We start from the raw sequence: 23605 nt of genomic DNA, 5'->3' as shown, positions 1-23605 counted from the left end.
TTTTAGTGACTTATAGTAATAGAAATACACCTATTAATTCTTTATTATAATATTATAGATTTTTAAATTACACAAAAATATTTTGGGAGGGATTTTTATGGATATAGTTAAAGTAAATAATATAACAAAAAGATTTAATGATAAGTTAGCACTTGATAACATTAGCTTTTCTGTTAAAGAAGGGGAAATATTTGGACTTATTGGTCCAAATGGTGCTGGTAAATCTACACTTATAAGTATAATTACCAATCTTACTTTACCAAATAGTGGTAATATTCAAATAAATGGTATAGATTTGTCAGCAGATCCTATGAGTGCAAAATCTATAATAGGATTAGTTCCACAGGAATTAGCAATTATGGAAACACTAACTCCTTTTGATAACTTAGAATACTTTGGAGCTTTCTATGGATTGAAGGGCAAGTTACTTCAAGATAGAATCAATGAGGCCTTGGAAGTTACAGGTCTAGCTGAAGTTAAAAAGAAAAAAGTAAAAAAATTATCTGGTGGTATGCAAAGAAGATTAAATATTGGGATAGCACTTTTAAACCACCCTAAAATATTAATATTAGATGAACCAACTGTAGGTGTTGACCCTCAATCAAGAAATCACATTTTTAATTTTATAAAAGATATATCTGAAAAACAAAAAACTACTATTATATATACATCTCATTATATGGAAGAAGTTGAACATCTTTGTTCTAAAATCTTTATTATGGATGAAGGTAAAGAAGTTGCTTTTGGGGATAATAATTATCTAAAATCAATAGTATCTACAAGTACAAAATTAATTATGGAAATAAAAAATATAAATGCTCAACTTATATTTGATTTAAAAAATACTAAAGGAGTTATATCTGTTTTAGAAAATACTTCAGTAATAGCATTAGATGTAGATAAAAACTTTCTGCTAACAGATGCACTTTCTGCTGTTGATAAAAACAATTCAAAGGTAGTACGTATATCTTATGAAGAACCTAGTTTAGAAGATGTATTCTTAAATCTAACAGGTAAAAATTTAAGAGACTAATGGGGGTGATTTTATGAAATTATATATAAGTGTAAAAACTATGTTAAAAGGTCTGAAAAGTTCCTTCATGATTAGTTTGCTATATTTCTTGGCTCTTCCTTTACTTTTAGCTTGGTTCCTTGGAATGGTAACAGGAGATATGTTTCAAAATCCTATAAAAACAGAACCTATATCAATCGTTGTATATGACAAAGATAGTTCCAAGTTATCAAGTAATTTGACAAACTTTTTAAAAGATGATTTATCTTCTGTACTAAAAATAAACAAAGATGATTCTGATGCAGATTTAAAACTTACAATACCTAAGGGATACGAAAACAATATTCTAAATGAAAAATCAAATACTTTAAATATAGAAAAACTTGGAACTAATGATGACTTAGCAATACTACTTCAAAACATATTAGATACTTATCATGAAAAATTATATTTAAATAATTCTCAAAAACTAAGTTCAGAAGATTTTTCTAAGTTGTTTAATAAAAGTTCTATTGCTACTTCTATAATAAAAAGCGATATCGAACAAAACTCATATGAATACTTTGCTTTAGTTTCATTGGGATTCCTTGTAATAATTTTCATAATGAATAATATTTTGTCAAATTATATAAGTGAATCAAAAGGGCTTTCAAAAAGACTTTATTCTATGCCTATAACTAGAGTGCAGTATTTAATTTACGACTTTGTAGGTTTATGGATTTACTCATTTATATTTCTATTATTATATGTTTTATTTTTTAGAATACTAGGAATAACATTTAAAGGTAATCTTGCCATATTGACCTTACTATGTGCTTTATCATCATATTTTATGACTTCGATATCTACTTTTGTAACTAGTTTTTTTAGTAAAAAATATGGTACATTCATAGTTTATATGTTACTTTTCTTACAGACAATTTTTGGAGGTATTTTTAACATGATAAGTGAAACTTTTACTAAGTTTACTAGTTTATCTCCAACTTATTTGATAGGAGCTCTATATAGTGACTATGAAAGCTTCAATACTTTAAGTTCAATAAGTAATTTAATTGTAACATGCTTAGTTGCCTCTACAATATTGATTATATTCTCTATTGTAAAAGAAAAATATAAATGGAGGGAGATTTAATAATGATTAGATTAATTCTTGCAAATATAAAAAGATACATAAAAAATCCTTCTCTTTTAGCTAGTATGGTTATGATTCCTATTATATTAGTTGTTTCTCTTAACCTTTTTTCTAGTAAATCAGACAATCAATCTATGTACTTTTCTCCAGTAGCAGTTGTATCTAACTCTTCAGGAAAATATGAACATAAATTGATAAATAATTCAAAGTTAAAGGAAAACACATTTAGGTTAAATGAAGAAGATAAAGCTATGAACTTACTAAAAAATAATAAAGTTTCTGCAGTATTTGTTTTAGACAAAAATTTTTCAACTGATATAGATAACTTAAAAAGACCTGCTGTTAAATGTTTTAAAACTGAAAATGGTGGTGGTAGTCTTTGGGCAGAATCAGAAATAGAATCTTTTATCAATAATTCTTTAAAATCAAAAATAGATAGAAATCTGGATGAAAAATTAACTAAAACAACTATAGTTGATAGCAAACCTGATAAAAACACAAATTTATTTTTACCAGTTTTCTTAATATGTTATTTTATGTATATTAACGCAGCGCATCTTGCTTCTGACTTATTTTCATTAAAAAAATCAAATGTTTTAAGAAGGCTTATTTCTACAAAACATAAAGATATAAAAATAATTTTTAGCATACTCTTAGGTTTATTTTTTATTCAAGCAATTGTATACACTTTAATACTTGGATGCCTTACATTTGTTGGAGATTTTAAATTAACTCTAAATGTATTAATGATTGTACTAGCAAATAGTTTTGTTTCCACTGGATTTGTATTTTGTATAGCTAGAGTATTCAAAAATGAAAACTCTATAAGCCTTGTAACTACATTTTATTCTTTAATAGGTTTAGCTATATCTATATCTAGTCTGATACCATCAATGAATGAATTATCATTTATGGCTAATCTATCAAAGCTTACACCTTTTTACTGGACTATAAACGCTATTAAAAGCAATGATAGCATTTTAATAAATGTAATCGTTCTAATACTTATTGGAATAGTATTTGTAACAGCTGGAAGTTTTAAATTAAGAGATTTTGCAAAAAACTAATGATTACTAAATATAGTTAGTATATAATTTTATACAATACTAACATAATATTTCAAGATGTTAAATTATTTTATATTATATTTTTATAGTTGGCTTTATAGTTGGTTTTAACCACTTTTGATGCTAAACCTAGTATTATATATTAATATTTTTGACTTGTCAATAGTTTTATGATATAATATCAATTATTAGATAATTAAAGCATTGTACCCAAATTGCAATATCTAAAATTCAGTTTGGAGGTATAACTAACATATGTATAATATCGGTGAAAGTGTGATGTATCCAAAAGAGGGAGCCTGTTATGTAAGTGATATTGTAACCAAGGAAATAAATAAACATATGCAGAAATACTACGAATTAACTGTCATTTTCAATAGTACTCTTAAAATTTCTATTCCTGTTCTGAATGCTGACAAGATTGGTGTCCGTCCAATTATGAACGAAAATGAAATTGATAATTTTATCCAATCTATTAACAAAACAGATGCTATATGGATTTTTGATAGAAAGAAGCGGCTTAAATTATACCATGATAAATTTCATTCAGGAGATATCTTTGAGATTGTAAAATTAATTAAGATGCTTATGATACAAGATTGTTCAAAACAATTATGTAGTACAGATAAGGACTTTTTAAATAAAGCTCAGAGATTTGCTTTGTCGGAATTAGCTGCTGCTCAATGTAAATCCTATACAATCGTATTAGAAGAAATGAAAAAACATATTCTAAATCCGAAAAATAATAATTAAACCAGTCTTTAAGACTGGTTTTATTTTTTAGATTAATCATATTTACTACCATATTTTACTTTAGATTTCATAATCTAGTGTTCCTAATCTAGTGTTTATAAAGCCATCTTAATTAGAATATATTTTATACAACAAAAAACCAAGTGTAAGTCAGTAATATGATTTACACTTGGTCAACAAAATCTAATCTTCCTCAAGTTCCTTTTTTTCTTCCAATAATACATTCAATTCATTTGCTTCTAAAATCTGTGCTTCTGAAATGTCAAGTAACTCTTGTTGCCATTCCACACATTTATCTTTGTAATCAAAAGGTAGCGTTCTGTCAACTATGTACTTATCGATACATTCCTCCGCACTTTTAACTATTTGCTTTCTCTCATCAATAAATTTTTCCAATTCTACTAAGGCTTCTTCATAAGCTTTTTTACTCATATAAATTCCCCCTTTGTATAATTATTCTACATTAAAATGATTTTTCCTCTTTTTTGTATAAAAATTTATTTGTATATAACTTTTCCATCAATATCTTTTATAGTTTGACATCCAGTTAATATCATAGAACCACTTAATTCTGATTGAAGTTTATTTACATAAGTTTCTACACCATCAGTTGCTCCACCAAATGAAGCTGTTACAAAAGGTCTTCCTATTAATACTGCATCTGCCCCTAGACCTATCATTTTTAATACGTCCAACCCTGTTCTAACTCCACCATCTGCAAGTATTGTAACTTTACCTTTAATAGCCTCAGCAATCTTTGGTAAAACTTCACATGCTCCTGGTGTACAGTCAAGTACTCTTCCTCCATGATTTGATACAACAATTGCATCTACACCTGCTTCAACTGCCATTAACGCATCTTCTACAGTCATTATTCCCTTTAATATAAATGGTAATTTAGTAGATTTAACTAATTCTTTTATTTGGTCAACATTTTTAGGAAGTACCGGTTTTCCATGTAGTGATAAAGTTACTAAACCACAAGCATCTATATCAACTCCAACTGCAAATGCTCCAGCTTCTTCAGCCAATCTTATTTTTTTTATAATATTTTCATTGTCCCAAGGTTTAATAAATACAATTCCAGCACCATTATACTTTTTAACTACATCTAAATTTTCCATTAAAAATGCATCTACTGCTGTATCTCCAACCATTGCATAGATACCACTATTAACACATCCTGCAACCACTGGTTCTATGTAATCTCTTTCATTTATTTTTCCACCCATATTTAAAGTAGTTCCTGTTACTGGAGCTGCAAATATAGGAGCACTCATTTTTTTTCCGAACATTTCTATAGATGTATCAGGATTTGAAACATCATGTATTACTCTCATATTTACTTTTACTTTTTCTAAACTCTTGCTATTTTCTATAAAAGAAGAACCACTTCCTTTACCTCCCATACCAGGTACTTCACCTGCACAGACAACTCCATTACAAACTTTACAAACTTTACAACTTCCATTTAAATTTTCTCTAGCATTTTTTAATAGTTCATTATAATCCATATCTAATCCCCCATTAATTATAGTAATTTATATAATATATATTATATCATATTATGTTTATAGTATATTTTTCAAGAAGCTTTTTCTATGTATAGGAGTTATCCCATGTTTTTCAATAGCTTCATAGTGTTCTTTTGTTCCATATCCCTTATGAGATTTAAATCCATATTCTGGATATACTCTATCATATTGATACATTATACTATCTCTAGTAACTTTCGCTAATATACTTGCTGCTGCTATTGATATAGATTTTGAATCTCCCTTTATAATTGGATTTTGAACTATATCAATTCCTGGTATTGTCGCTGCATCAACAAGTAAGTAATCTGGTGTTTGTTTTAAACAATTTATTGCTTTTTTCATTGCCATATACGTGGCATTTAATATGTTAAATTCATCTATTTCTTCGTTATTTACTATCCCTATTCCATAATCTAATGCTTCTTTTTTTATTACTTCAAAAAGCTCATCTCTTTTTGCTTCACTTAGTTTCTTAGAATCATTTACGCCTTCTATTTTTGTATTTTTCTTAAACACTACAACAGAAGCTACAACAGGACCTGCAAGTGGTCCTCTTCCAGCTTCATCAATTCCTCCAATATATAAATATCCTTTACTATATCCTTCATTTTCAAACGTATTTATAGTTTCTAATCTTTCTGCTTCTTTTCTAATATTATCTAGTTTCTTAGCAAGTTTTATAGCCAAACTTTGAACAGATTTTCTTTCGTCCACTCTTAATATTTCTATATATTCCATATACTTTTCAACTTCTAAAGCCTCAATTATTTCTTTAATCTCCCTCACACTCTTGTTCTGCATGCTATCCCCTCATCTTTCACCTGTAAAAATATTCTTCTCTTAAATATATTAAAAACTCACTAACTTAGAATTTAATTGCATCCACTATATCCACATTTTAAACATATACTACATCCACCTGTATGTGCTATTCCTTCACTACCACACTCAGGGCATACAAACTTTTCTTCTTCTTCAAAATTTTTACTTTTTAATTCTTTGGCTTTTTCTTCTTTATTATCTTTTTCTTCTTTATTATTTTTATGAGATTCTTTTTTATTATCTTCTTTTTTGTTATTTTCTTTTTTATTATCTTCTTTTTTTTCATTTATTAAGATTCCACTCCTTTTGCATCCATCTCTAAATATTGTCACTCCCTTAAGACCAGCTTCCCATGCCTTAACATATATGTTGAAAACATCTTCAATTGTAGTTTCAAAAGGTATGTTTATTGTAGATGATATAGAAGCATCAATATACTTTTGCCATACTTTTTGCATATTTATTCTTTCTTCATATCCTATATTCATAGCAGTAACAAAAAAATCTGGTAAACATTCTTCATCTGTAATGCCTTTTTTATCCATATATTCTTTAACTATTGGAGTATATACTTTATAATACACATCTTCATCATGCAAACTTTCAGTTTTTCTTATATATGAAAGATTAAATATAGGTTCTATTCCTCCACTAATACCTATCATTGTAGATATAGAACCTGTAGGAGGTATAGTTAAAAGTTGTGAGTTTCTAAGCCCATACTTTTCAACCATCTCTTTAATATCATCATTTAGGTTTTCTATAAAAAATCTAGATTTAGAAATATTTTCATATTTATACTCACTAAATGTGCCATATTCTTTAGCAATCAAAGCTGATTGTTTTACAGCTTCGTTAAGCATAGTTTTACCAATTAAATCACACAATTCTAAAGATTTATCAGAACCATATCTTATCCCCATCTTTATAAGCATGTCAGCAATACCCATTACACCTAATCCTATTTGTCTATATTTATAGACACTATCCCTTTGTTCTTGTAATGGATGTAAATTTAATCCCTCATCTAATACATCATTTAAAGCTACCACAGCTTCTCTAACACAAGATTTTAACTTATTAATATCAAAGGTAGCATGTTCCCCAAATGGTTGTATTACAAACTCTGATAAGTTTATTGAGCCAAGCAAACAGCTTCCTCCACTTGGAAGTGGCTCTTCTGCACAAGGATTTACACCTGAAAAACAAAAAGACTTATCTTCACTCATAAGGTTATATGTTTTTATTTTGTCCCAAAATAATATTCCTGGTTCTGCATAATCCCAGTTATTTTTAACAAACTTATTAAACAAATCATATGCATTTACTATTTTGACTATTTTTTCTCCAGTAGTTTCAACTTCAAAAGTACAATTATACAGCTTTTTTTCCTTTACAGCTTGCATAAACTCATCTGTTACTCTTACAGAAATATTTGCTTTAGTAACCTTCTCCAAATCAGTTTTTATATCTATAAATTCCTCTATTTCTGGATGATTTACATCCATAGAAATCATAAGAGCTCCTCTTCTACCTCTTTGACCAATCAAACCTGTCGTCATGCTATAAAGTTCCATAAAAGACACTGCTCCAGTTGTATATTTTGCAGCATTATTTACTTTTGCACCTTTGGGTCTTAATTTTGAAATATCAATTCCAACCCCTCCACCATAACTAAAAGTTCTAGCAAGTTTTTTTGCAGTGTCAAAAATATCTTCTATACTGTCTTTTGGTGGCTCTATTACATAACAATTAGAATAAGTTACTTTTTTACCTTCTTTATGTAAACCTCTATTTGCTAAAATTCTACCTGCAAATAAAAATCTCTTTTGTCTTATTAACTTTGAAATTCTTGGACTATTATTTGAAATTCTCTTTATCCATTCATCAAAACTTTCTCCATCGTGTCTATACTTATTTTTCCATATTGATTTTTGTAATTCATCAAACTCCCAAGCCTTATGTCTTATTTCTGAACGTCTTTCTCTATATAATATGTAGTGTTTTGCTATATCTTTTCTATTTGATTCCATAAGTAATACTTCAACTATATCTTGGATTTCTTCTACAGATAAACATTTTTCCATAGAATTATAATCATTAGCAATTTTTCTTGATATATCATATGCTAAATCTCTATCTACTCCACCTTCACTATTTATACTAGCTTTATAGACAGCATCTTCAATCTTACTTTTACTAAAAAGTTCTTTTGTCCCATCTCTTTTTATTATGTACTTCATTTTTAGACCTCCAATAAATTAGTATTACATTAATACACCTATTAGTTGTAATTCTAAACAAACTTTTTTCTATATTTGCATGTTTTCATATTAATTATCTTACACAATATATATTATACTATTTTATATTCAATATAACACGCTTTATAGTTTTCTCAATTAAGTAAATGAATTTTTTATATTCTAAATATCTTCTATTAAAAACTTAAAAATAACATAAAAAAGTATATAAAAGTGTAATTATACTCTTATATACTTTATTTTTTTATAAATTTTATCCTTATTGTTCCATTATTTTCCATTGAAATTATTAATAAATTCTTTATATTTTCCATACAAATATGCTACATCCCATAAATATTATTTGTAAATATATATAACAAAATTCAACCTAACAATAATCTATCTTTAATCTACTTAATTTAATATCCATTTACATATAAATACATATAAAGTTTTACATATCAAAAAGGAATTGCCTCCTAAATGATTTTAATCACTTTAAGGCAATTCCTATATGTATGAATTATTCTTTATTATTGTACAGCTTTACTACTTTGAGATGGAATAAAGTTTCCTATTATCCCTGCTATTACAACTGGAACTACCCAGTTAAATCCTAATGAAGCTAGTGGTAAGCTATTAACTAAAGGTATATTTATACCAAAGCTTGTTGCAACTGTTAATACACTTACTAACAATGCCATATATGCAGCGCATTTAAATACATTATCATTTTTAATTTGATTACTAAATAATGCTAGTATAACTAGAGTTATAGTTGCTGGATATACCATACTTAATATAGGAGAAGAGAATTTTATTATTGTACTTACTCCAAAGTTTGATATGATTGCACTAAATACACAAACTACTATAACTATATGCTCATATTTTAATTTTCCATCTGTAAGTGTTGAGAAATATTGACCTGCTGCTGAAGAAAGACCTATAGCTGTTGTTAAACATGCTAATGTAACTATAATAGCCAATAGAATCTTACCTGTATTTCCAAGTAATGCTGCTGTTATTGAAACTATTAAAGCTGTTTGTTGAACATCTTGTCCATATATCTTAGATACAGTTGCTCCAAGGTAACATAGTCCACCATAAACTAGTGCCATACCTATTACCGCTATAACACCTGCACTTACTGTAGCTTTCATCTTTTCTTTTTCACCTGTATAACCTTTAGCTATTACTGACATGATTATAATTGATGCAAATACACTAGCTGCCAATGCATCCATTGTTTGATATCCTTGAGTTATACCTTCTGCAAATACATTTTGTATTAAAGAAGTATCTCTTATGTCTCCTAGTGGAGATACAATACCTTTAACTATTAATACTGCTAAAGCTATAAGTAAAGCTGGAGTTAAAATTGATCCAACTATATCTACAACTTTTGATGGTCTTATTGTTAAAACCAATACTATAGCAAAGAATACTATAGAGAATATTACTGGGCTTATTCCTGAACCTATTGTAGGTAATATACCCATTTCATAAGTTGTTGCTGCTGTTCTAGGTATTGCCAAAAGTGGCCCTATACAGATTACCATTGCACATCCTAATACAACACTTAATCCTTTACCAGCTCTTGAAAACATTTTTGATGTGTCTCCATTGAACTTAGTTGCTGCTATAACTGCTAATAATGCCAAACCACCATCTGCGAAAAGGAATCCTATGAAAGCTACTAGCCAGCTACCTCCGGATAAAACTCCTAGATATGGAGGGAATATTAAGTTCCCAGCACCAAAAAACATTGCAAATAGTGCAAATCCAATTACAATTACATCTTTAAACTTGATTTGTTTCTCACCCATTTAAAGCACCCCCATTTGAATTTTACTACTTTTTATTACATTTTACCAAAAAATAAGTCCAATCTCTTCTTAAATGAAAACCTTTTGACGAGATTTTATTTAATTATACATTTTTGACTTAAACTTGTCAATTATGTTTCATAATTTATAAAATCTTCGCAATATTTAGTACAACTTTCTTAATTAAATAAAATTAACATGTATACTTTAAACATATATGCTTTTTTTATTTTTATTTAATTTTTCTTGACAAAATTAAAACTTTTAAATCATCTTAATTGTGCTACTTTTTCAATTATTCGCATTATTTACAATTTATATTGCTTTATAGACAATATTAATGTATACATCACTCTCCTTTTTGTTTTATATAATCTTTTAAGTTCAATTTAAATTTTAAATATTTTGTGTTTATTATATAATCTGAAAAAAAAGCAGTCAATATGATTTTTAATTTTTTTAATTTTCAAAATTATGATACTTAAAAAATCGTTTTCCTTTTGTCATAACTTCTATTTACGTTAATTCTTGTAGTATTTTGTATTTATTTTGCTAAATTCACTATTAATTTTACTGAATTCCAATTCTACTCTTATAGACTTTTTACTTACTAGAGTGCTTCCAAAGCATTTTTTCTGAAAATTTTTTATTATGATTTGTTGATTTATTTTTCTTCATAGAAACTATATTGTAAGTTCCAACTTGTTAAAACTTTGCAGTTGCTAGTATTCATCTTAGTTTACTTATTTTTTAGAATTTACTAAATAATCTTAATATAATTCAATTAAAAAACAATTTAGTAATTTACATAAGTTATTTATATGTTCAAATGCCTTAAATTTTATTTTATTATTTTATTATTGTCACAATTTTATTTATATAATATTTTTGTAAAAGTCAACTAATACACATATCTGAACTTCTAATATTCCTTTAAATAGCTTTTATAAATACTCATTATTGTTAAAAAATAAACATTATTTTTTTTTAATACTTTTATCTAATTTTTACTATATTAAATGCAACTAATTAGTATATACTCAAAAATAAAAAGAGTTATCTATATAAATAGTTTCATTTATTATAGATAACTCTTTTATTTTCAGATGCTTATATTTCAATTAAATAAGTTTTAATTTGTACCAAGTGTATTAGATTGACTCTTTGATGGTATAAAATTACCAATTATTCCAGCTATTATAACTGGAACTACCCAGTTAAATCCTAATGAATGAAGGGGTAAAGAATTTACTACTGGAACGCTTACTCCATAACTAGATATAACTGTTAATATACTTACAAGCAATGACATATATACTGCTCCTTTGTATACATTATCATTCTTAATTTTTTCATTAAAGAAAGCCAATATTATTAAAACAATTGATGGTGGATAAACTATACTTAGTATAGGAGATGCTATCTTTATTATAGTTCCAACACCAAAAGATGCTACTACTGCACTAAATACAGATACGGCTAATACTATTTTTTCGTAACTTAACTTACCTTTTGTAAGTCTAGAAAAATATTGCCCTGTTGCAGATGTAAGACCTATAGATGTAGTTAAACATGCTAGAGATACTACTACTGCTAAAATCGCTTTCCCAACATTTCCAAGCAATCCTTGTGTTATATTTACTATTACTTGTGATTGTACTGCATCTGTTCCATACATTGTTGATACAGTTGCACCAAGGAAACATAATCCACCATAAACTAGTGCCAATCCTCCACAAGCAAGAACACCTGCTTTACCAATCATCTTTAACTTTTCACTAATACTAGTATATCCTTTTTCATTTAGAGATACTATCAGTACTGATGCAAGAGCTATTGCTGCAAATGCATCCATTGTCTGGTAACCTTGACCAATACCTTCTGCAAATACATTAGGTATCATAGGTTTATCTATTACCTCTCCAAGAGGAGATATAACACCTTTTATAATTATAAATGCTAAAGCTATTAGAAGAGCTGGAGTTAAAAATTGTCCAACTATATCTACGACCTTAGATGGTCTTATTGTTAATACATATGATATCGCAAAATAAACTATACAGAATAATAACACTGGAATTGAACTTCCAAATAAAGGCATTATACCCATCTCATAAGTTGTTGCGCCTGTTCTTGGTATAGCTAAGAATGGTCCTATACATAAAATATCTACACAACCTATAAGAATTCCCAATTTCATACCACATCTTTTAAACATTTCTACTACGTTTCCATCGAATTTAGCTGTAGCCATTACTGCTAGAAGTGCCAAACCAGCATCGGCAAATGTAAATCCTAAGAAGGCAATTAACCATTCTGGACCTGTAATTATTCCCAAGTATGGCGGAAATATTAAGTTACCTGCTCCAAAGAACATTGCGAATAATGCAAATCCAAATACTATTACATCTTTGGTCTTACCCATTATAAAATCCCCCTTTTTAACCTTATTAAATTAACAAAATTTCTCAATTGTTCACGTTTGCATAAATAAATTAACTAAAACAATAAGAATCTATTATTAAATTAATAAAATTAAATAAATTTTTAATATATTGTATTTATTTGTGCTTATTATATATTATATGAAACAAGCACGTCAATATGCCAAAATTGCAAATTATCATACTGATTTTAATTTTCAAAAAATTAGGTATATTTGTCTTAAATTAATATTTTTGAAAGTTTTATAATCTAATTTATACTTTCATGTGACAATTTTTGTCTATATTTCAGAAAAGAAAAAAAACCTTTTAAAAAAAGGTTTTTTTTTACTTATAATATTAATTTTTTAACCCAGCTTTAAAATCTATCTTTTAACACTCTCTGGTACTTCTAGTGTTATATTGCCTATCTTTCCATCTCTAAACTCATTTAAGACAGTTACAGCTATGCGTGTATAATCAAGTTCTTTCCCACCTGTTATGAATCCTCTTTTATGACCAATCATATACATTGTTTCAATTGGAGTTTCTCCTAAAGAATCTAATTTATATCTAGCTTTCAACTTTTCTGGCTCTATTATCATAAGTTTTTCTATAAGTCTTAAAGCTAAGGTCTCAACGTCTAAAATTTCATCTTTTATAGCTCTACTAAATGCTAAGTTTAAAGCAACTTCTTGGTCTTCAAACTTTGGCCAAAGTATTCCAGGTGTATCTAAAAGTTCAAGATTTCCCTTTAATCTAACCCATTGCTTACCTTTAGTTACTCCTGGTTTATCTCCTGTTTGAGTGCTTTTTCTACCCGTTAATTTGTTTATAAGAGATGATTTTCCTACATTTGGTACACCAACTATCATTATTCTTATAGCTCTTTCTTTTCTTCCTTTATCTTTTAAAGAACTCATTTTTTCTCTAGTTACATTCTTACATTCTTCTACTATCTTATTTACACCTACACCTTTTAATGTATCTACTGGTATAGCTTTTATGTTATTCTTTTTGTAGTACTCAATCCATTGATTTAACTTATCTCTATCTGCCATATCACTTTTATTTAATACAACTACCCTAGGCTTATCTCCTACAAGCATATCTATATCTGGATTTTTGCTACTAAATGGTATTCTAGCATCTAAAAGTTCAACCACTACATCAATTAGTTTTAAGTTATTTTTCACTAATTCTTTGGTTTTCTTCATATGACCTGGATACCAGTTTATATGTAGATTATTATCCATAAGATACTCTTCATATTCATTTGACATGTATATCACTCCTTTAAAATAGTATGTTATTATTACCTAATTTTACTTAAAAATATATCTACTTAAAACCTTACATTGTCACCCTTTTAACATCATACTTTACATAATATTATCTTCTTATTTTTAGTATTATTTCAAAATATAATCCAATATTTATTGATTTTATTTTCAATTTTAAAATTCCTAAATCTATCAATAAATAGTATATTTTCAACAAATAATCATATCTGCTTACAATTTAATTATTTGCTATGATTTCAGTTAAAATAGAAAGAGGACTGATAAATCAGCCCCCCATTTATAAGTAAAGTTTTTAATTATCTATTTCTAGCTTCTTTTATCTTAGCAGCTTTACCTACTCTACCTCTTAAGTAGTTTAGTTTAGCTCTTCTTACTTTACCTTTTCTAGTTACTTCTATTTTTTCTATTTTTGGAGAGTGAACTGGGAAAGTTCTTTCTACACCAACATTGAAAGACATTTTTCTAACTGTAAAAGTCTCTCTTGCTCCTCCACCTTGTCTCTTTAATACTACACCTTCGAATATTTGTATTCTTTCTCTTTTACCTTCTATAATTCTAACATGTACTTTAACTGTGTCCCCAGGTCCAAAATTAGGAACTTCATTTTTTAATTGTTCTTGCTCAATTGCTCTTAGCATTTCATTCATCTTTCTTCCTCCTAAATATCATAGACGTTCTTAACTACCCGACCAGTGTAAACAGAGGAACGCCCGTATTTTCAACATTTTATATTATACTATACTTCTATAGTTATTACAAGCATTTTTATATTTTTAATTCCATTTATACCCACCTTATTGTATACATGTATATTAAATTTTATTGTATATGTTTTTATTTTTCTTGAGATTTTTTATATAAGTCTAATCGTCTTTCCTTAGTTATTCTTATAGATTTTTCTCGTCTCCACTCATCTATCTTTTTATGATTTCCTGATAAAAGCACTTCTGGTACTTTTAACTCTTCAAACTCTCTAGGTCTTGTGTAATGAGGATACTCCAATAGATTATCTTTAAATGACTCCTCTTCAAATGACTCGTCCTGATTTAATACTCCTGGAATTAACCTTGATATAGAATCTATCATTATAAGTGCAGGCAGTTCTCCTCCAGTTAGTACATAATCTCCAATTGAAATTTCATCAGTTACTATTAAATCAATAATTCTCTCATCTATTCCTTCATAGTGACCACATAAAAGTATTATATCCTCTTGGATAGACATCTCTTTGACTATAGATTGATTGTATACTTTACCTTTGGGAGTTAAATAAATTACTCTTGGATTGTTTATATTATGAGTTTTTATTATATGCTTATATGTGTCATATATAGGTTGAGGAGTCATCACCATACCAGCTCCTCCTCCAAATGGATAATCATCTACTTTTTTATGTTTATTATTAGAAAAATCTCTTATATTATATATATGCACATCAATTATGCCTTTTTCAACTGCTCTTTTCATTATACTTTCATTCATGTATGAATTAAATATTTCTGGAAAAAGCGTCATTATGTGAAATCTCATATTACCACCTAATCTATCATACCCTTAATAGGGTCTATAATCATTTTTCTTTCATCCATATCTATAGTAGGTACAAATTTTTTTATAGCTGGTATCATAAATTCTTTATCTTCTTCACCTTTTATTACATAGACATCATTTGCAGAATATTGAAGTACATCCTCCAAGACTCCTACATACTTTCCTTCTATAGTTAAAACTTCCAAACCAATCATGTCTGCTATAAAAAACTCGCCTTCTTCAAGGTCTCTACTCTCTTCTCTAGACACATACATAAATTTATTTTTTAGCTTTTCTGCTTTTTCTATAGTGTCTATATCTTTTATCTTCATTATAACCATAGAACCTTTATATCTTACATTTTCTACAGTCCACTTGTTGTTTAAATCTTTTCCTAAATAAAAATCTTTCAATTCATCAAATCTATCTATATCATCAGTAAGTGGATAAACTCTTACCTCACCTTTTAGACCTTGTGTGTTTACTATTTGCCCTACCTTAAAATGAGTTAATTTTTCTTTCATATTATCACCTTCTCAAAAAAATTTAATCTTATGTTACCATATCATCATAAATTCTCAAAACTGTACACAGTTATACAAAAAGGACTAGGCACTATACCTAATCCTCCTCTTTACACTATCTCAAGAGAAACTTTTATGTTTTCTCTATTTGCAACAGATCTTACGACAGTTCTTATAGCTTTAGCTATTCTTCCCTGCTTCCCAATAACCTTACCCATGTCATCTTGAGCAACTGTAAGCTTTAAGACGATACCGTCATTGTCTTTAAATTCCTCAACAACAACTGAGTCAGGATTATCAACTAGAGCCTTAGCTATATCTACAACTAGCTCTTTCATATATTTCATCTCCTAAAGTAACCTCAACAATAAGTATTTACTTATACTAATTGCTAAGAGAAAATTATTTTGCTTGTTTAGAAGCTTCGAATTTTTCTATTACTCCATTTTTTACAAGTAATTTTTTAACTACTTCTGTTGGTTGAGCACCAGTAGCTAACCATTTTATAGCTTTTTCATCATTTATTCTTACTTGTTTAGGTTCAGAAATTGGATTATAGTATCCTATTTCTTCTATGAATTTTCCATCTCTTGGAGCTCTTGAATCAGCTACTACTATTCTGTAGAAAGGTTTTTTATTAGCTCCCATTCTTTTTAATCTTATTTTAACTGCCATTACAGTCACCTCCGAATAATTTTTACTATTTTTTATATTTTATTTAAAAAAAGGTAAACCGCCTAAGCCGCCCCTTTTCTTCATACTTTTTTGTGAACCAGCAAACATCTTCATCATTTTTTTCATTTCATTAAGTTGTTTTATAAGTCTATTTACATCTTGAACAGTAGTTCCACTACCTCTAGCTATTCTTTTTTTCCTAGAAGCATTTAATATTCCTGGGTTACGTCTCTCATATGTAGTCATTGACTGAATTATGGCTTTAGTTCTATTCATTTCTTTACCATTCAAGTCTACATCTCCAAGTTGGTCTTTTATATTTCCCATACCAGGCATCATACCAAGTATCTTGTCTAGAGGTCCCATATTTTGTATTTGTTCCATTTGTTGTAAAAAATCTTCAAAATCTAGTTCTTGTTTTTTGATTTTTTGTTCTAATTCCTTAGCTTTTTCTAAGTCCATACTTTCTTGTGCTTTTTCTATTAGGCTTAATACATCTCCCATACCTAATATCCTTGATGCCATTCTGTCTGGGTGGAAAGGTTCTATATCATCTAGTTTCTCTCCCATACCCATAAACTTTATAGGTTTTTGTGTTACTGCTCTTATTGAAAGTGCAGCTCCACCTCTAGTGTCTCCATCTAATTTAGTTAATACTACTCCATCAACACCAAGTGCTTCATTGAAGCTTTCTGCAACATTTACTGCATCTTGCCCTGTCATAGAGTCTACAACTAAAAGTATTTCATGTGGCTTAACTTCTGACTTAATTGACTTTAACTCATCCATAAGCACTTCATCTATATGAAGTCTACCAGCAGTATCTATAATAACCAAATCGTTAGCATTTTTAATTGCATGACTTAAACCTGCCTTGGCAATATTTACTGGACTTTCTTTATCTCCCATATTGAATACAGGTATATCCAATTTTTCACCAACAACTTGAAGTTGCTTTATAGCTGCTGGTCTATAAATATCACAAGCCACCAATAGAGGCTTCTTGCCTTGCTTTTTAAAATATCCTCCAAGTTTTCCTGCTGTCGTAGTTTTACCTGCACCTTGCAATCCAACCATCATTAAGATTGTAGGAGGTTTTGAGGAAATCATTACTTTACTTTGTACATCCCCCATTAAACTTGTAAGTTCTTCATTTACAATTTTTATTACATGTTGAGCTGGTGTCAAACTTTGCATAACCTCTTGTCCAACACATCTCTCTTGAACTTTTTTTATAAAATCTTTAACTACTTTAAAGTTAACATCTGCTTCAAGAAGAGCAAGTTTAACTTCTCTCATAGCATTTTTTACATCTGCTTCTGTAAGTTTTCCTTTTGACTTTAACTTACTGAATGCCCCTTGTAGTTTATCCGACAATCCTTCAAATATCATTTTATCATCTCCCTACATACATCTTCTATATTTTCTAGCTTAGGGATTAAATTAGCACAATCTCTATTGTGCAATAAATCTTCTTTAATGTCAATAATTTTATTTCTTATAAATTTAATATTTTTTTCCTGTTCTTGAAGCTTAGATACTAAATGTAGCTTTTCTTCATAATCTCTTAGTATCTTTTCTGAACGTTTCAATGTATCATATACACCTTGTCTTGATACACTTAAATTCTCACTGATTTCACCTAAAGAGTAATCCTCTTCATAGTATAGAGCTACTATCTCTTTTTGCTTATCAGTTAGTAATTCTTTATACTGTTCAAATAACAATCCAATTTCGACCATTTTTTCTATATTCATATCTTACACTTCCTAGCAGTATACTGTAAAGGTTATTTACTTTACACTATTGTATTTTATATCATATAAACACTCTTGTCAACCATTATTTTTAAAAGAATACTAGTTACCAAATAATGCATCTGAAAATGATTTTGCATCAAAATCCTGTAAGTCTTCTACTCTTTCTCCAACTCCAATAAGTTTTACAGGTACATCTACTTCTGACTTTACTGCAAGCACTACTCCACCTTTTGCTGTTCCATCAAGTTTTGTAAGTACTATACCTGTTATATCTGCAACTTCTTTAAATGTTTTAGCTTGAACAACTGCATTTTGACCTGTTGTGGCATCTACTACAAGAAGTACCTCACGCTTTGCTTCTGGAAATTCTCTATCTACTATTTTAAATACTTTTCCAAGTTCATTCATAAGATTAGCTTTGTTGTGTAATCTTCCAGCTGTATCACATATTAATAAATCTGTCTTTCTAGCTTTTGCTGCCTTTATGGCATCAAACACTACTGCTCCTGGATCTGCTCCTTCTTGATGCTTTATTATGTCTACATTAGTTCTATTTGCCCAGATTTCTAATTGCTCTGTTGCTGCTGCTCTAAATGTATCTGCTGCTGCTAATAAAACTTTTTTCCCATCTTTTTTATATCTATTTGCCAATTTTCCTATCGTAGTAGTTTTACCCACTCCATTTACACCCACCATTAAAATTATACATGGAGCTGGTTCTATGTCTAATGTAGAGTTTTCATTTGTAAGGATATCTTCAACTATAGATTTAAGTTCTTCTCTTACCTTTATTGGTTCAGTAATTCCCTTTTGCTTTATCTTATCTCTTAGTTTCTCAATTATGTCCATAGTTGTATTTACACCAACATCTGCTGTTATTAAAATTTCCTCTAAATCCTCAAGCAATTCTTCATCTATTTTTGTATATGATTTTAAAACCTCATCTATTCTATCAGTTATTCCTTGTTTTGCCTTTGTTAATCCTTGTTTTAATCTTTCAAACAAATTAACTTTCTTTTCTTCATATTTCTCTTCTTTATTTTCATAATCTTCATGTTCAGTTTCTTCATCATTATTATCATTGTTTAATGCTTCTATTTCACTATCTAGAGAATCATTATTTATTATCTCTTCTACATCTTGTTCATTAGTATCTATCTTATCTTCTATCTCTCTATCTTCTTCAGCACTTTCATCAACAACTTCTTCTTCAGTTTTTTCTGGAATATCTTCTACTTTATCTACAACTTCCTCCTCAAACCCTGAAAAAATTGTTTCTTCTACATTTTCTAAGTTGTCAGCACCAGTTTCTATTTCTTCTTCTGAGCCAACATCTTTTTTTTCTAATTCCTTATCCTTGTCTTTGCCAAAACCAAATAATTTTTTTAACACTATTCTTCCTCCTATGTCAATCTAAGTTATATAATATCAGTTATCTCTTGAGCTTCTTTTAGTTTTAAACTAATAACTTTTGAAATAGCTTTTTCTTGCATTGTAACCCCATATATATAATCAGCAGCTTCCATAGTTCCTCTCCTATGAGTTACTGATATAAATTGTGTCTCTTTAGATAAATCTTTTAAAAATTCTCCAAATCTGAATATATTTGCATCATCAAGTGGAGCCTCAATTTCATCTAATATGCAAAATGGTGTTGGTTTTGTAATTAATATTGCAAATAATATGCTTATTGCAGTTAGAGCTTTTTCTCCACCAGACAGTAGATTTAAATTTTTCATTTTTTTACCAGGTGGTTGAGCTGTTATTAGTATATCACTTTCTAATAAATTTTCTTTATCTAAAATAGTTAATTCTCCACATCCACCACCAAATAGTCTTTTGTACACATACTTAAAGTTTTTACTTATTTCTTCAAATTTAACCTCAAATTCAGATTTCATATTTTCTTCTAATGTATGTATAAGTTTTTCTATTTCCTCCATAGATTCTTCTAAATCTTGTTTTTGTTCACTATAAAAATCATATCTTTCTTTTATTTCTTCATATTCTTTGATAGAATCTATATTTATATTCCCAAGACTTCTTATTTCTCTCTTTAAATTTTCTAAGAATTTTCTATCTATCTCTAGATTTTCATCTTTGATTTCCAATGCTTGTACTAAAGTCATTTCATATTGTTCAAATAACTTATTTATATATGTGTCTTGACTAGTTTTTAATCTTTCTAATCTTCCACCAACCTTAAATAAACTTTCTTTAAGTTCTATATGTTGTCTATCTATAATTTTTAACTCTTTACCAATTTCATCAAAGTTATTTTTCAAGTCATCTTTAGCTATTTTTCTAGTTTCAAGATTTCTATTGCTGTCCCCTAATTGCTTAATTAAGTTTTCTTTTTCTTTTTCTTCAATAGATATAGAGTCTTGTAACTTAACTATTTCTTGTTCTTCATAATTTAATGATTCATCTAATTGTTTGGTTTTTTCTTCTAACTCACAATTTTCACCAGATATTCTTTTTATATCTCTAATTATACTATTATAAGCTTCTGTTTTCTTTACTAAAGTTAGGTTTAATTCATCAAATTCAGATTTTTCTTTATCATACAAATCATTATATTTTTTTATTTCATCACTTAATATATCAATTTTTTCTTTATTTTGATTGTATGTATTTTCTAATTCTTCCATCTCTTTTTTAACAATATCACTTTTTTCGAGAGTATAATTCAAGTTAGAACCCAAATCACTTTTCTCATTATCTAATCTAGTAATACTAGATTTTAAAGATTCAATCTCAGATTCGATATTTTCTATACTTGTACTCTTTATTATAATGCTTTTTTCTAAATCTTTTACTTCATTTTCAACTAAGTCAATTTCACTTTTTATATTTTTTATATTTTTATTTAGAGATTCTTTTGTAATTTCTAGACCTGAAATCTCAACCTTAACATCATTTATTTTTTCTGTATATTCGTTAATAAATCTTTTTCTTGATAATATATTTCCGTTAGTTTTTAAACTACCTCCTGTTAAAGAACCTCCTGGATTTAAGATTTCACCATCTAAAGTTACTATTTTAAATCTATGACCAGTTTCTTTTGCAAATTTTATCCCTTCATCTATATTATTTATAAATATCGTTCTTCCAAGTATATTTTCAATTATATTTCTATATTTTTCATCAAACGTAATTAAATCACTTGCTATTCCTATAAATTTAGTATTTGCTTTTAAATTTCCCAAACTTATTTTATTTGATTTAATTATATTTAATGGCAGAAATGTTACTCTTCCTAAATTATTCTTCTTTAAATAGTTTATTGCAGATTTAGCACTAAACTCATCATCAGTTATTATATTTTGCATATAAGCACCAAGTGCTGCTTCTACAGATTTCTCATATTTTTCAGGAACATTTATAATCTGTCCTAGCGCTCCATGAATACCTCTTAAATCCTTATTTTTTAATACTTCTTTTACACCTCTATTAAATCCCTCATAATGGTTTTCCATATCTATATAAACATTTAACTTTGAGTTATATCCATTTAGATTGTATTTACTTTTCTGTATTTCATCTTCTATCTTATTGAGTTCATTAATAGAATATTGTAAATCAGCAGTTAATTTTTTATTTCTGTTATTCACATTGTTTAAAGTTTCTTTTTTCATATTAAAGTCTTTATTTATACTATCTAATTCAGAAGATTTTGTTTGGACATTTTGGTTTAACTCTGCTATTTCTGAGTTTATGTTTTCATCTCTGATATTCATATTTTCTTTATTTGCATTTAAAGCAGATAACTTATTACTAAATTCTTGCTTCTTATTTAATATATCTATTATATTTTCTTTAAATAATTCTATATCATTATTTAAAGATTCCAACTTCATCCTTTGATTTTCTTTACTAGATTCTAACTTTTTTATATTCTCTTGTAATATCGATAACTCTTCGCTATTTGAAGACTTATTACTTTCTAATTCTTTTATGTATACCTTATTTTCATTTAGCTTTTCTTTTATATTGTTTATTTCAGAATTTTTTCTATGAATTTCATTTGTAAAGTTTTTTATTCTTTCTTTAATTAAATTTATCTGTGACTCTTTTTTTGATATAACACCTTTAATTGAATTTATATAATCTACAGATTTTTCAATTACATCTTGTAGTACCTCTATCTCCTTATCAACATCTTCTTGTTTTTTCTCTACAACATTTTTTTGTTCTTCTTTTTCTTTAAGTTCTTTTTCAAGAACTTTACTATGCTCATCAACTTCACTCAGTTCTTTTTCTATTCCTTCAATTTCTCTTATAAAATTATTGACTTCTAATATTTTTAATTTTTCACTTATTTCTAAATACTTTTTTGCTTTTGTTTGTTGATTAAAAAGAGGTTTTAATTGATTTTCAATTTCTATATATATATCATCTATTCTTTCTAAATTTTCTTTTGTATTACTTAAATTTCTTTCTGCTTCCTGTTTTTTATATCTATATTTTGATATACCACAAGCTTCATCAAAAACTTTTCTTCTACTTAAAGGATTATTACTCAATATTTCATCTACTTTTCCTTGCTCTATGATTGAATAACCATCTTTTCCAATACCAGTATCTAAAAAGACTTCTTTTATATCCTTTAATCTGCAACTCTTATTATTTAGAAAAAATTCACTTTCTCCATTTCTATAGGCTCTTCTTCTTATAGTCACTTCTGTAAAGTCTAATTCTAATTGATTCTCAGAATTGTCAATAGTAAGAGCTACTTCACAGTAATTCATGGGTTTTTTTGTATCTGTACCTGCAAATATTACATCTTCAAGTTTGTCTCCTCTAAGACTTTTGATACTTTGTTCTCCTAATACCCATCTTACGGCATCAGATATGTTACTTTTTCCACTTCCATTTGGTCCTACTATCGCTGTTATTCCTTCTTTAAAAATAATATCTGTCTTTACTGGAAAGGATTTAAATCCCTTTAACTCTAGTCTCTTTAAATACAAATCGTTTCTCTCCCTTC

At 27.9% G+C, this 23605-nt stretch carries 20 protein-coding genes; 4 read left to right on the top strand and 16 right to left on the bottom strand.

Annotated features, from left to right (window positions below):
* Positions 1-97: 97 nt before the first annotated feature.
* The 4 genes from IC173_RS01005 (at position 98) to IC173_RS00990 (ending at position 3964) form a co-directional block, all read left to right on the top strand.
* The gene (locus IC173_RS01005; protein WP_227434178.1) at positions 98-1033 is read left to right on the top strand and encodes an ABC transporter ATP-binding protein; all 936 of its coding nucleotides are present in this window, start codon (positions 98-100) and stop codon (positions 1031-1033) included.
* Between the two features lie 13 nt (positions 1034-1046).
* A complete protein-coding gene (locus IC173_RS01000) occupies positions 1047-2144 on the top strand; it encodes an ABC transporter permease (protein WP_227482233.1) in 1098 nt (365 codons plus the stop codon).
* A 2-nt stretch (positions 2145-2146) separates the two neighbouring features.
* Positions 2147-3211 carry an ABC transporter permease gene (locus IC173_RS00995; RefSeq protein ID WP_227855039.1) on the top strand — a complete coding sequence of 355 codons (1065 nt, stop codon included), beginning with the start codon at positions 2147-2149 and terminating at the stop codon, positions 3209-3211.
* 255 nt (positions 3212-3466) lie between these two features.
* Positions 3467-3964 carry a CarD family transcriptional regulator gene (locus tag IC173_RS00990; RefSeq protein ID WP_227434175.1) on the top strand — a complete coding sequence of 166 codons (498 nt, stop codon included), beginning with the start codon at positions 3467-3469 and terminating at the stop codon, positions 3962-3964.
* Between the two features lie 183 nt (positions 3965-4147).
* Here the strand turns inward: IC173_RS00990 and IC173_RS00985 are convergent, their stop codons facing one another.
* The 16 genes from IC173_RS00985 to smc form a co-directional block, all read right to left on the bottom strand.
* A complete protein-coding gene (locus IC173_RS00985) occupies positions 4148-4396 on the bottom strand; it encodes a hypothetical protein (RefSeq protein WP_227855038.1) in 249 nt (82 codons plus the stop codon).
* 65 nt (positions 4397-4461) lie between these two features.
* A complete protein-coding gene (locus IC173_RS00980; RefSeq protein ID WP_227855037.1) occupies positions 4462-5478 on the bottom strand; it encodes an alpha-hydroxy-acid oxidizing protein in 1017 nt (338 codons plus the stop codon).
* A gap of 57 nt (positions 5479-5535) precedes the next feature.
* Entirely contained in the window at positions 5536-6303 is a 768-nt protein-coding gene (locus IC173_RS00975) for a ribonuclease HII (protein WP_227434172.1), read from the bottom strand.
* A gap of 71 nt (positions 6304-6374) precedes the next feature.
* Positions 6375-8567, bottom strand: a complete 2193-nt coding sequence (locus IC173_RS00970; RefSeq protein WP_227855036.1) for an adenosylcobalamin-dependent ribonucleoside-diphosphate reductase — start codon at positions 8565-8567, stop codon at positions 6375-6377.
* A 536-nt stretch (positions 8568-9103) separates the two neighbouring features.
* The gene (gene brnQ, locus IC173_RS00965; protein WP_227831224.1) at positions 9104-10399 is read right to left on the bottom strand and encodes a branched-chain amino acid transport system II carrier protein; all 1296 of its coding nucleotides are present in this window, start codon (positions 10397-10399) and stop codon (positions 9104-9106) included.
* Positions 10400-11531: 1132 nt separating this feature from the next.
* A complete protein-coding gene (brnQ, locus tag IC173_RS00960) occupies positions 11532-12824 on the bottom strand; it encodes a branched-chain amino acid transport system II carrier protein (RefSeq protein ID WP_227831225.1) in 1293 nt (430 codons plus the stop codon).
* 384 nt (positions 12825-13208) lie between these two features.
* Complete coding sequence (gene ylqF, locus IC173_RS00955) at positions 13209-14105, bottom strand: ribosome biogenesis GTPase YlqF (RefSeq protein WP_227831226.1); 897 nt, start codon at positions 14103-14105, stop codon at positions 13209-13211.
* Between the two features lie 317 nt (positions 14106-14422).
* Positions 14423-14773, bottom strand: coding sequence for a 50S ribosomal protein L19 (gene rplS / locus IC173_RS00950; RefSeq protein WP_227434167.1), 351 nt, complete (start codon positions 14771-14773; stop codon positions 14423-14425).
* 187 nt (positions 14774-14960) lie between these two features.
* Positions 14961-15656: a tRNA (guanosine(37)-N1)-methyltransferase TrmD gene (gene trmD, locus IC173_RS00945; RefSeq protein ID WP_227855035.1), complete on the bottom strand. Its 696-nt coding sequence runs from the start codon at positions 15654-15656 to the stop codon at positions 14961-14963.
* Positions 15657-15664: 8 nt separating this feature from the next.
* Positions 15665-16180 (bottom strand): ribosome maturation factor RimM, encoded by a 516-nt coding sequence (gene rimM, locus IC173_RS00940; RefSeq protein ID WP_227482227.1) that lies wholly within the window; start codon positions 16178-16180, stop codon positions 15665-15667.
* Between the two features lie 110 nt (positions 16181-16290).
* Positions 16291-16518: a KH domain-containing protein gene (locus tag IC173_RS00935; RefSeq protein WP_227434164.1), complete on the bottom strand. Its 228-nt coding sequence runs from the start codon at positions 16516-16518 to the stop codon at positions 16291-16293.
* Positions 16519-16582: 64 nt separating this feature from the next.
* Positions 16583-16855, bottom strand: a complete 273-nt coding sequence (rpsP, locus tag IC173_RS00930; RefSeq protein ID WP_003419338.1) for a 30S ribosomal protein S16 — start codon at positions 16853-16855, stop codon at positions 16583-16585.
* Positions 16856-16894: 39 nt separating this feature from the next.
* Positions 16895-18247 (bottom strand): signal recognition particle protein, encoded by a 1353-nt coding sequence (ffh, locus tag IC173_RS00925; RefSeq protein WP_227434163.1) that lies wholly within the window; start codon positions 18245-18247, stop codon positions 16895-16897.
* Entirely contained in the window at positions 18244-18612 is a 369-nt protein-coding gene (gene ylxM, locus IC173_RS00920) for a YlxM family DNA-binding protein (protein ID WP_227482226.1), read from the bottom strand. Before ylxM ends, ffh begins: the two co-directional genes overlap by 4 nt.
* A gap of 102 nt (positions 18613-18714) precedes the next feature.
* Entirely contained in the window at positions 18715-20007 is a 1293-nt protein-coding gene (ftsY, locus tag IC173_RS00915) for a signal recognition particle-docking protein FtsY (RefSeq protein ID WP_227823642.1), read from the bottom strand.
* Positions 20008-20033: 26 nt separating this feature from the next.
* Positions 20034-23588 (bottom strand): chromosome segregation protein SMC, encoded by a 3555-nt coding sequence (smc, locus tag IC173_RS00910; RefSeq protein ID WP_227855034.1) that lies wholly within the window; start codon positions 23586-23588, stop codon positions 20034-20036.
* Positions 23589-23605 lie beyond the last annotated feature (17 nt).

It is taken from the genome of Clostridioides sp. ES-S-0048-02 (assembly GCF_020658495.1).
Classification (GTDB): Bacteria; Bacillota; Clostridia; order Peptostreptococcales; family Peptostreptococcaceae; genus Clostridioides.
Note: the sequence above shows the minus strand (reverse complement) of the source record. Positions and strands in the feature narration are given on the sequence as shown.

Coding starts and splice junctions, on each gene's coding strand:
- ffh (WP_227434163.1), bottom strand. CDS start 18,247: ATGATATTTGAAGGATTGTCGGATAAACTACAAGGGGCATTCAGTAAG.
- brnQ (WP_227831224.1), bottom strand. CDS start 10,399: ATGGGTGAGAAACAAATCAAGTTTAAAGATGTAATTGTAATTGGATTT.
- ylxM (WP_227482226.1), bottom strand. CDS start 18,612: ATGAATATAGAAAAAATGGTCGAAATTGGATTGTTATTTGAACAGTAT.
- trmD (WP_227855035.1), bottom strand. CDS start 15,656: ATGAGATTTCACATAATGACGCTTTTTCCAGAAATATTTAATTCATAC.
- ylqF (WP_227831226.1), bottom strand. CDS start 14,105: ATGTCAAATGAATATGAAGAGTATCTTATGGATAATAATCTACATATA.
- brnQ (WP_227831225.1), bottom strand. CDS start 12,824: ATGGGTAAGACCAAAGATGTAATAGTATTTGGATTTGCATTATTCGCA.
- rpsP (WP_003419338.1), bottom strand. CDS start 16,855: ATGGCAGTTAAAATAAGATTAAAAAGAATGGGAGCTAATAAAAAACCT.
- IC173_RS00975 (WP_227434172.1), bottom strand. CDS start 6,303: ATGCAGAACAAGAGTGTGAGGGAGATTAAAGAAATAATTGAGGCTTTA.
- IC173_RS00980 (WP_227855037.1), bottom strand. CDS start 5,478: ATGGATTATAATGAACTATTAAAAAATGCTAGAGAAAATTTAAATGGA.
- IC173_RS00935 (WP_227434164.1), bottom strand. CDS start 16,518: ATGAAAGAGCTAGTTGTAGATATAGCTAAGGCTCTAGTTGATAATCCT.
- IC173_RS00985 (WP_227855038.1), bottom strand. CDS start 4,396: ATGAGTAAAAAAGCTTATGAAGAAGCCTTAGTAGAATTGGAAAAATTT.
- IC173_RS00970 (WP_227855036.1), bottom strand. CDS start 8,567: ATGAAGTACATAATAAAAAGAGATGGGACAAAAGAACTTTTTAGTAAA.
- IC173_RS00990 (WP_227434175.1), top strand. CDS start 3,467: ATGTATAATATCGGTGAAAGTGTGATGTATCCAAAAGAGGGAGCCTGT.
- rplS (WP_227434167.1), bottom strand. CDS start 14,773: ATGAATGAAATGCTAAGAGCAATTGAGCAAGAACAATTAAAAAATGAA.
- IC173_RS00995 (WP_227855039.1), top strand. CDS start 2,147: ATGATTAGATTAATTCTTGCAAATATAAAAAGATACATAAAAAATCCT.
- IC173_RS01005 (WP_227434178.1), top strand. CDS start 98: ATGGATATAGTTAAAGTAAATAATATAACAAAAAGATTTAATGATAAG.
- IC173_RS01000 (WP_227482233.1), top strand. CDS start 1,047: ATGAAATTATATATAAGTGTAAAAACTATGTTAAAAGGTCTGAAAAGT.
- rimM (WP_227482227.1), bottom strand. CDS start 16,180: ATGAAAGAAAAATTAACTCATTTTAAGGTAGGGCAAATAGTAAACACA.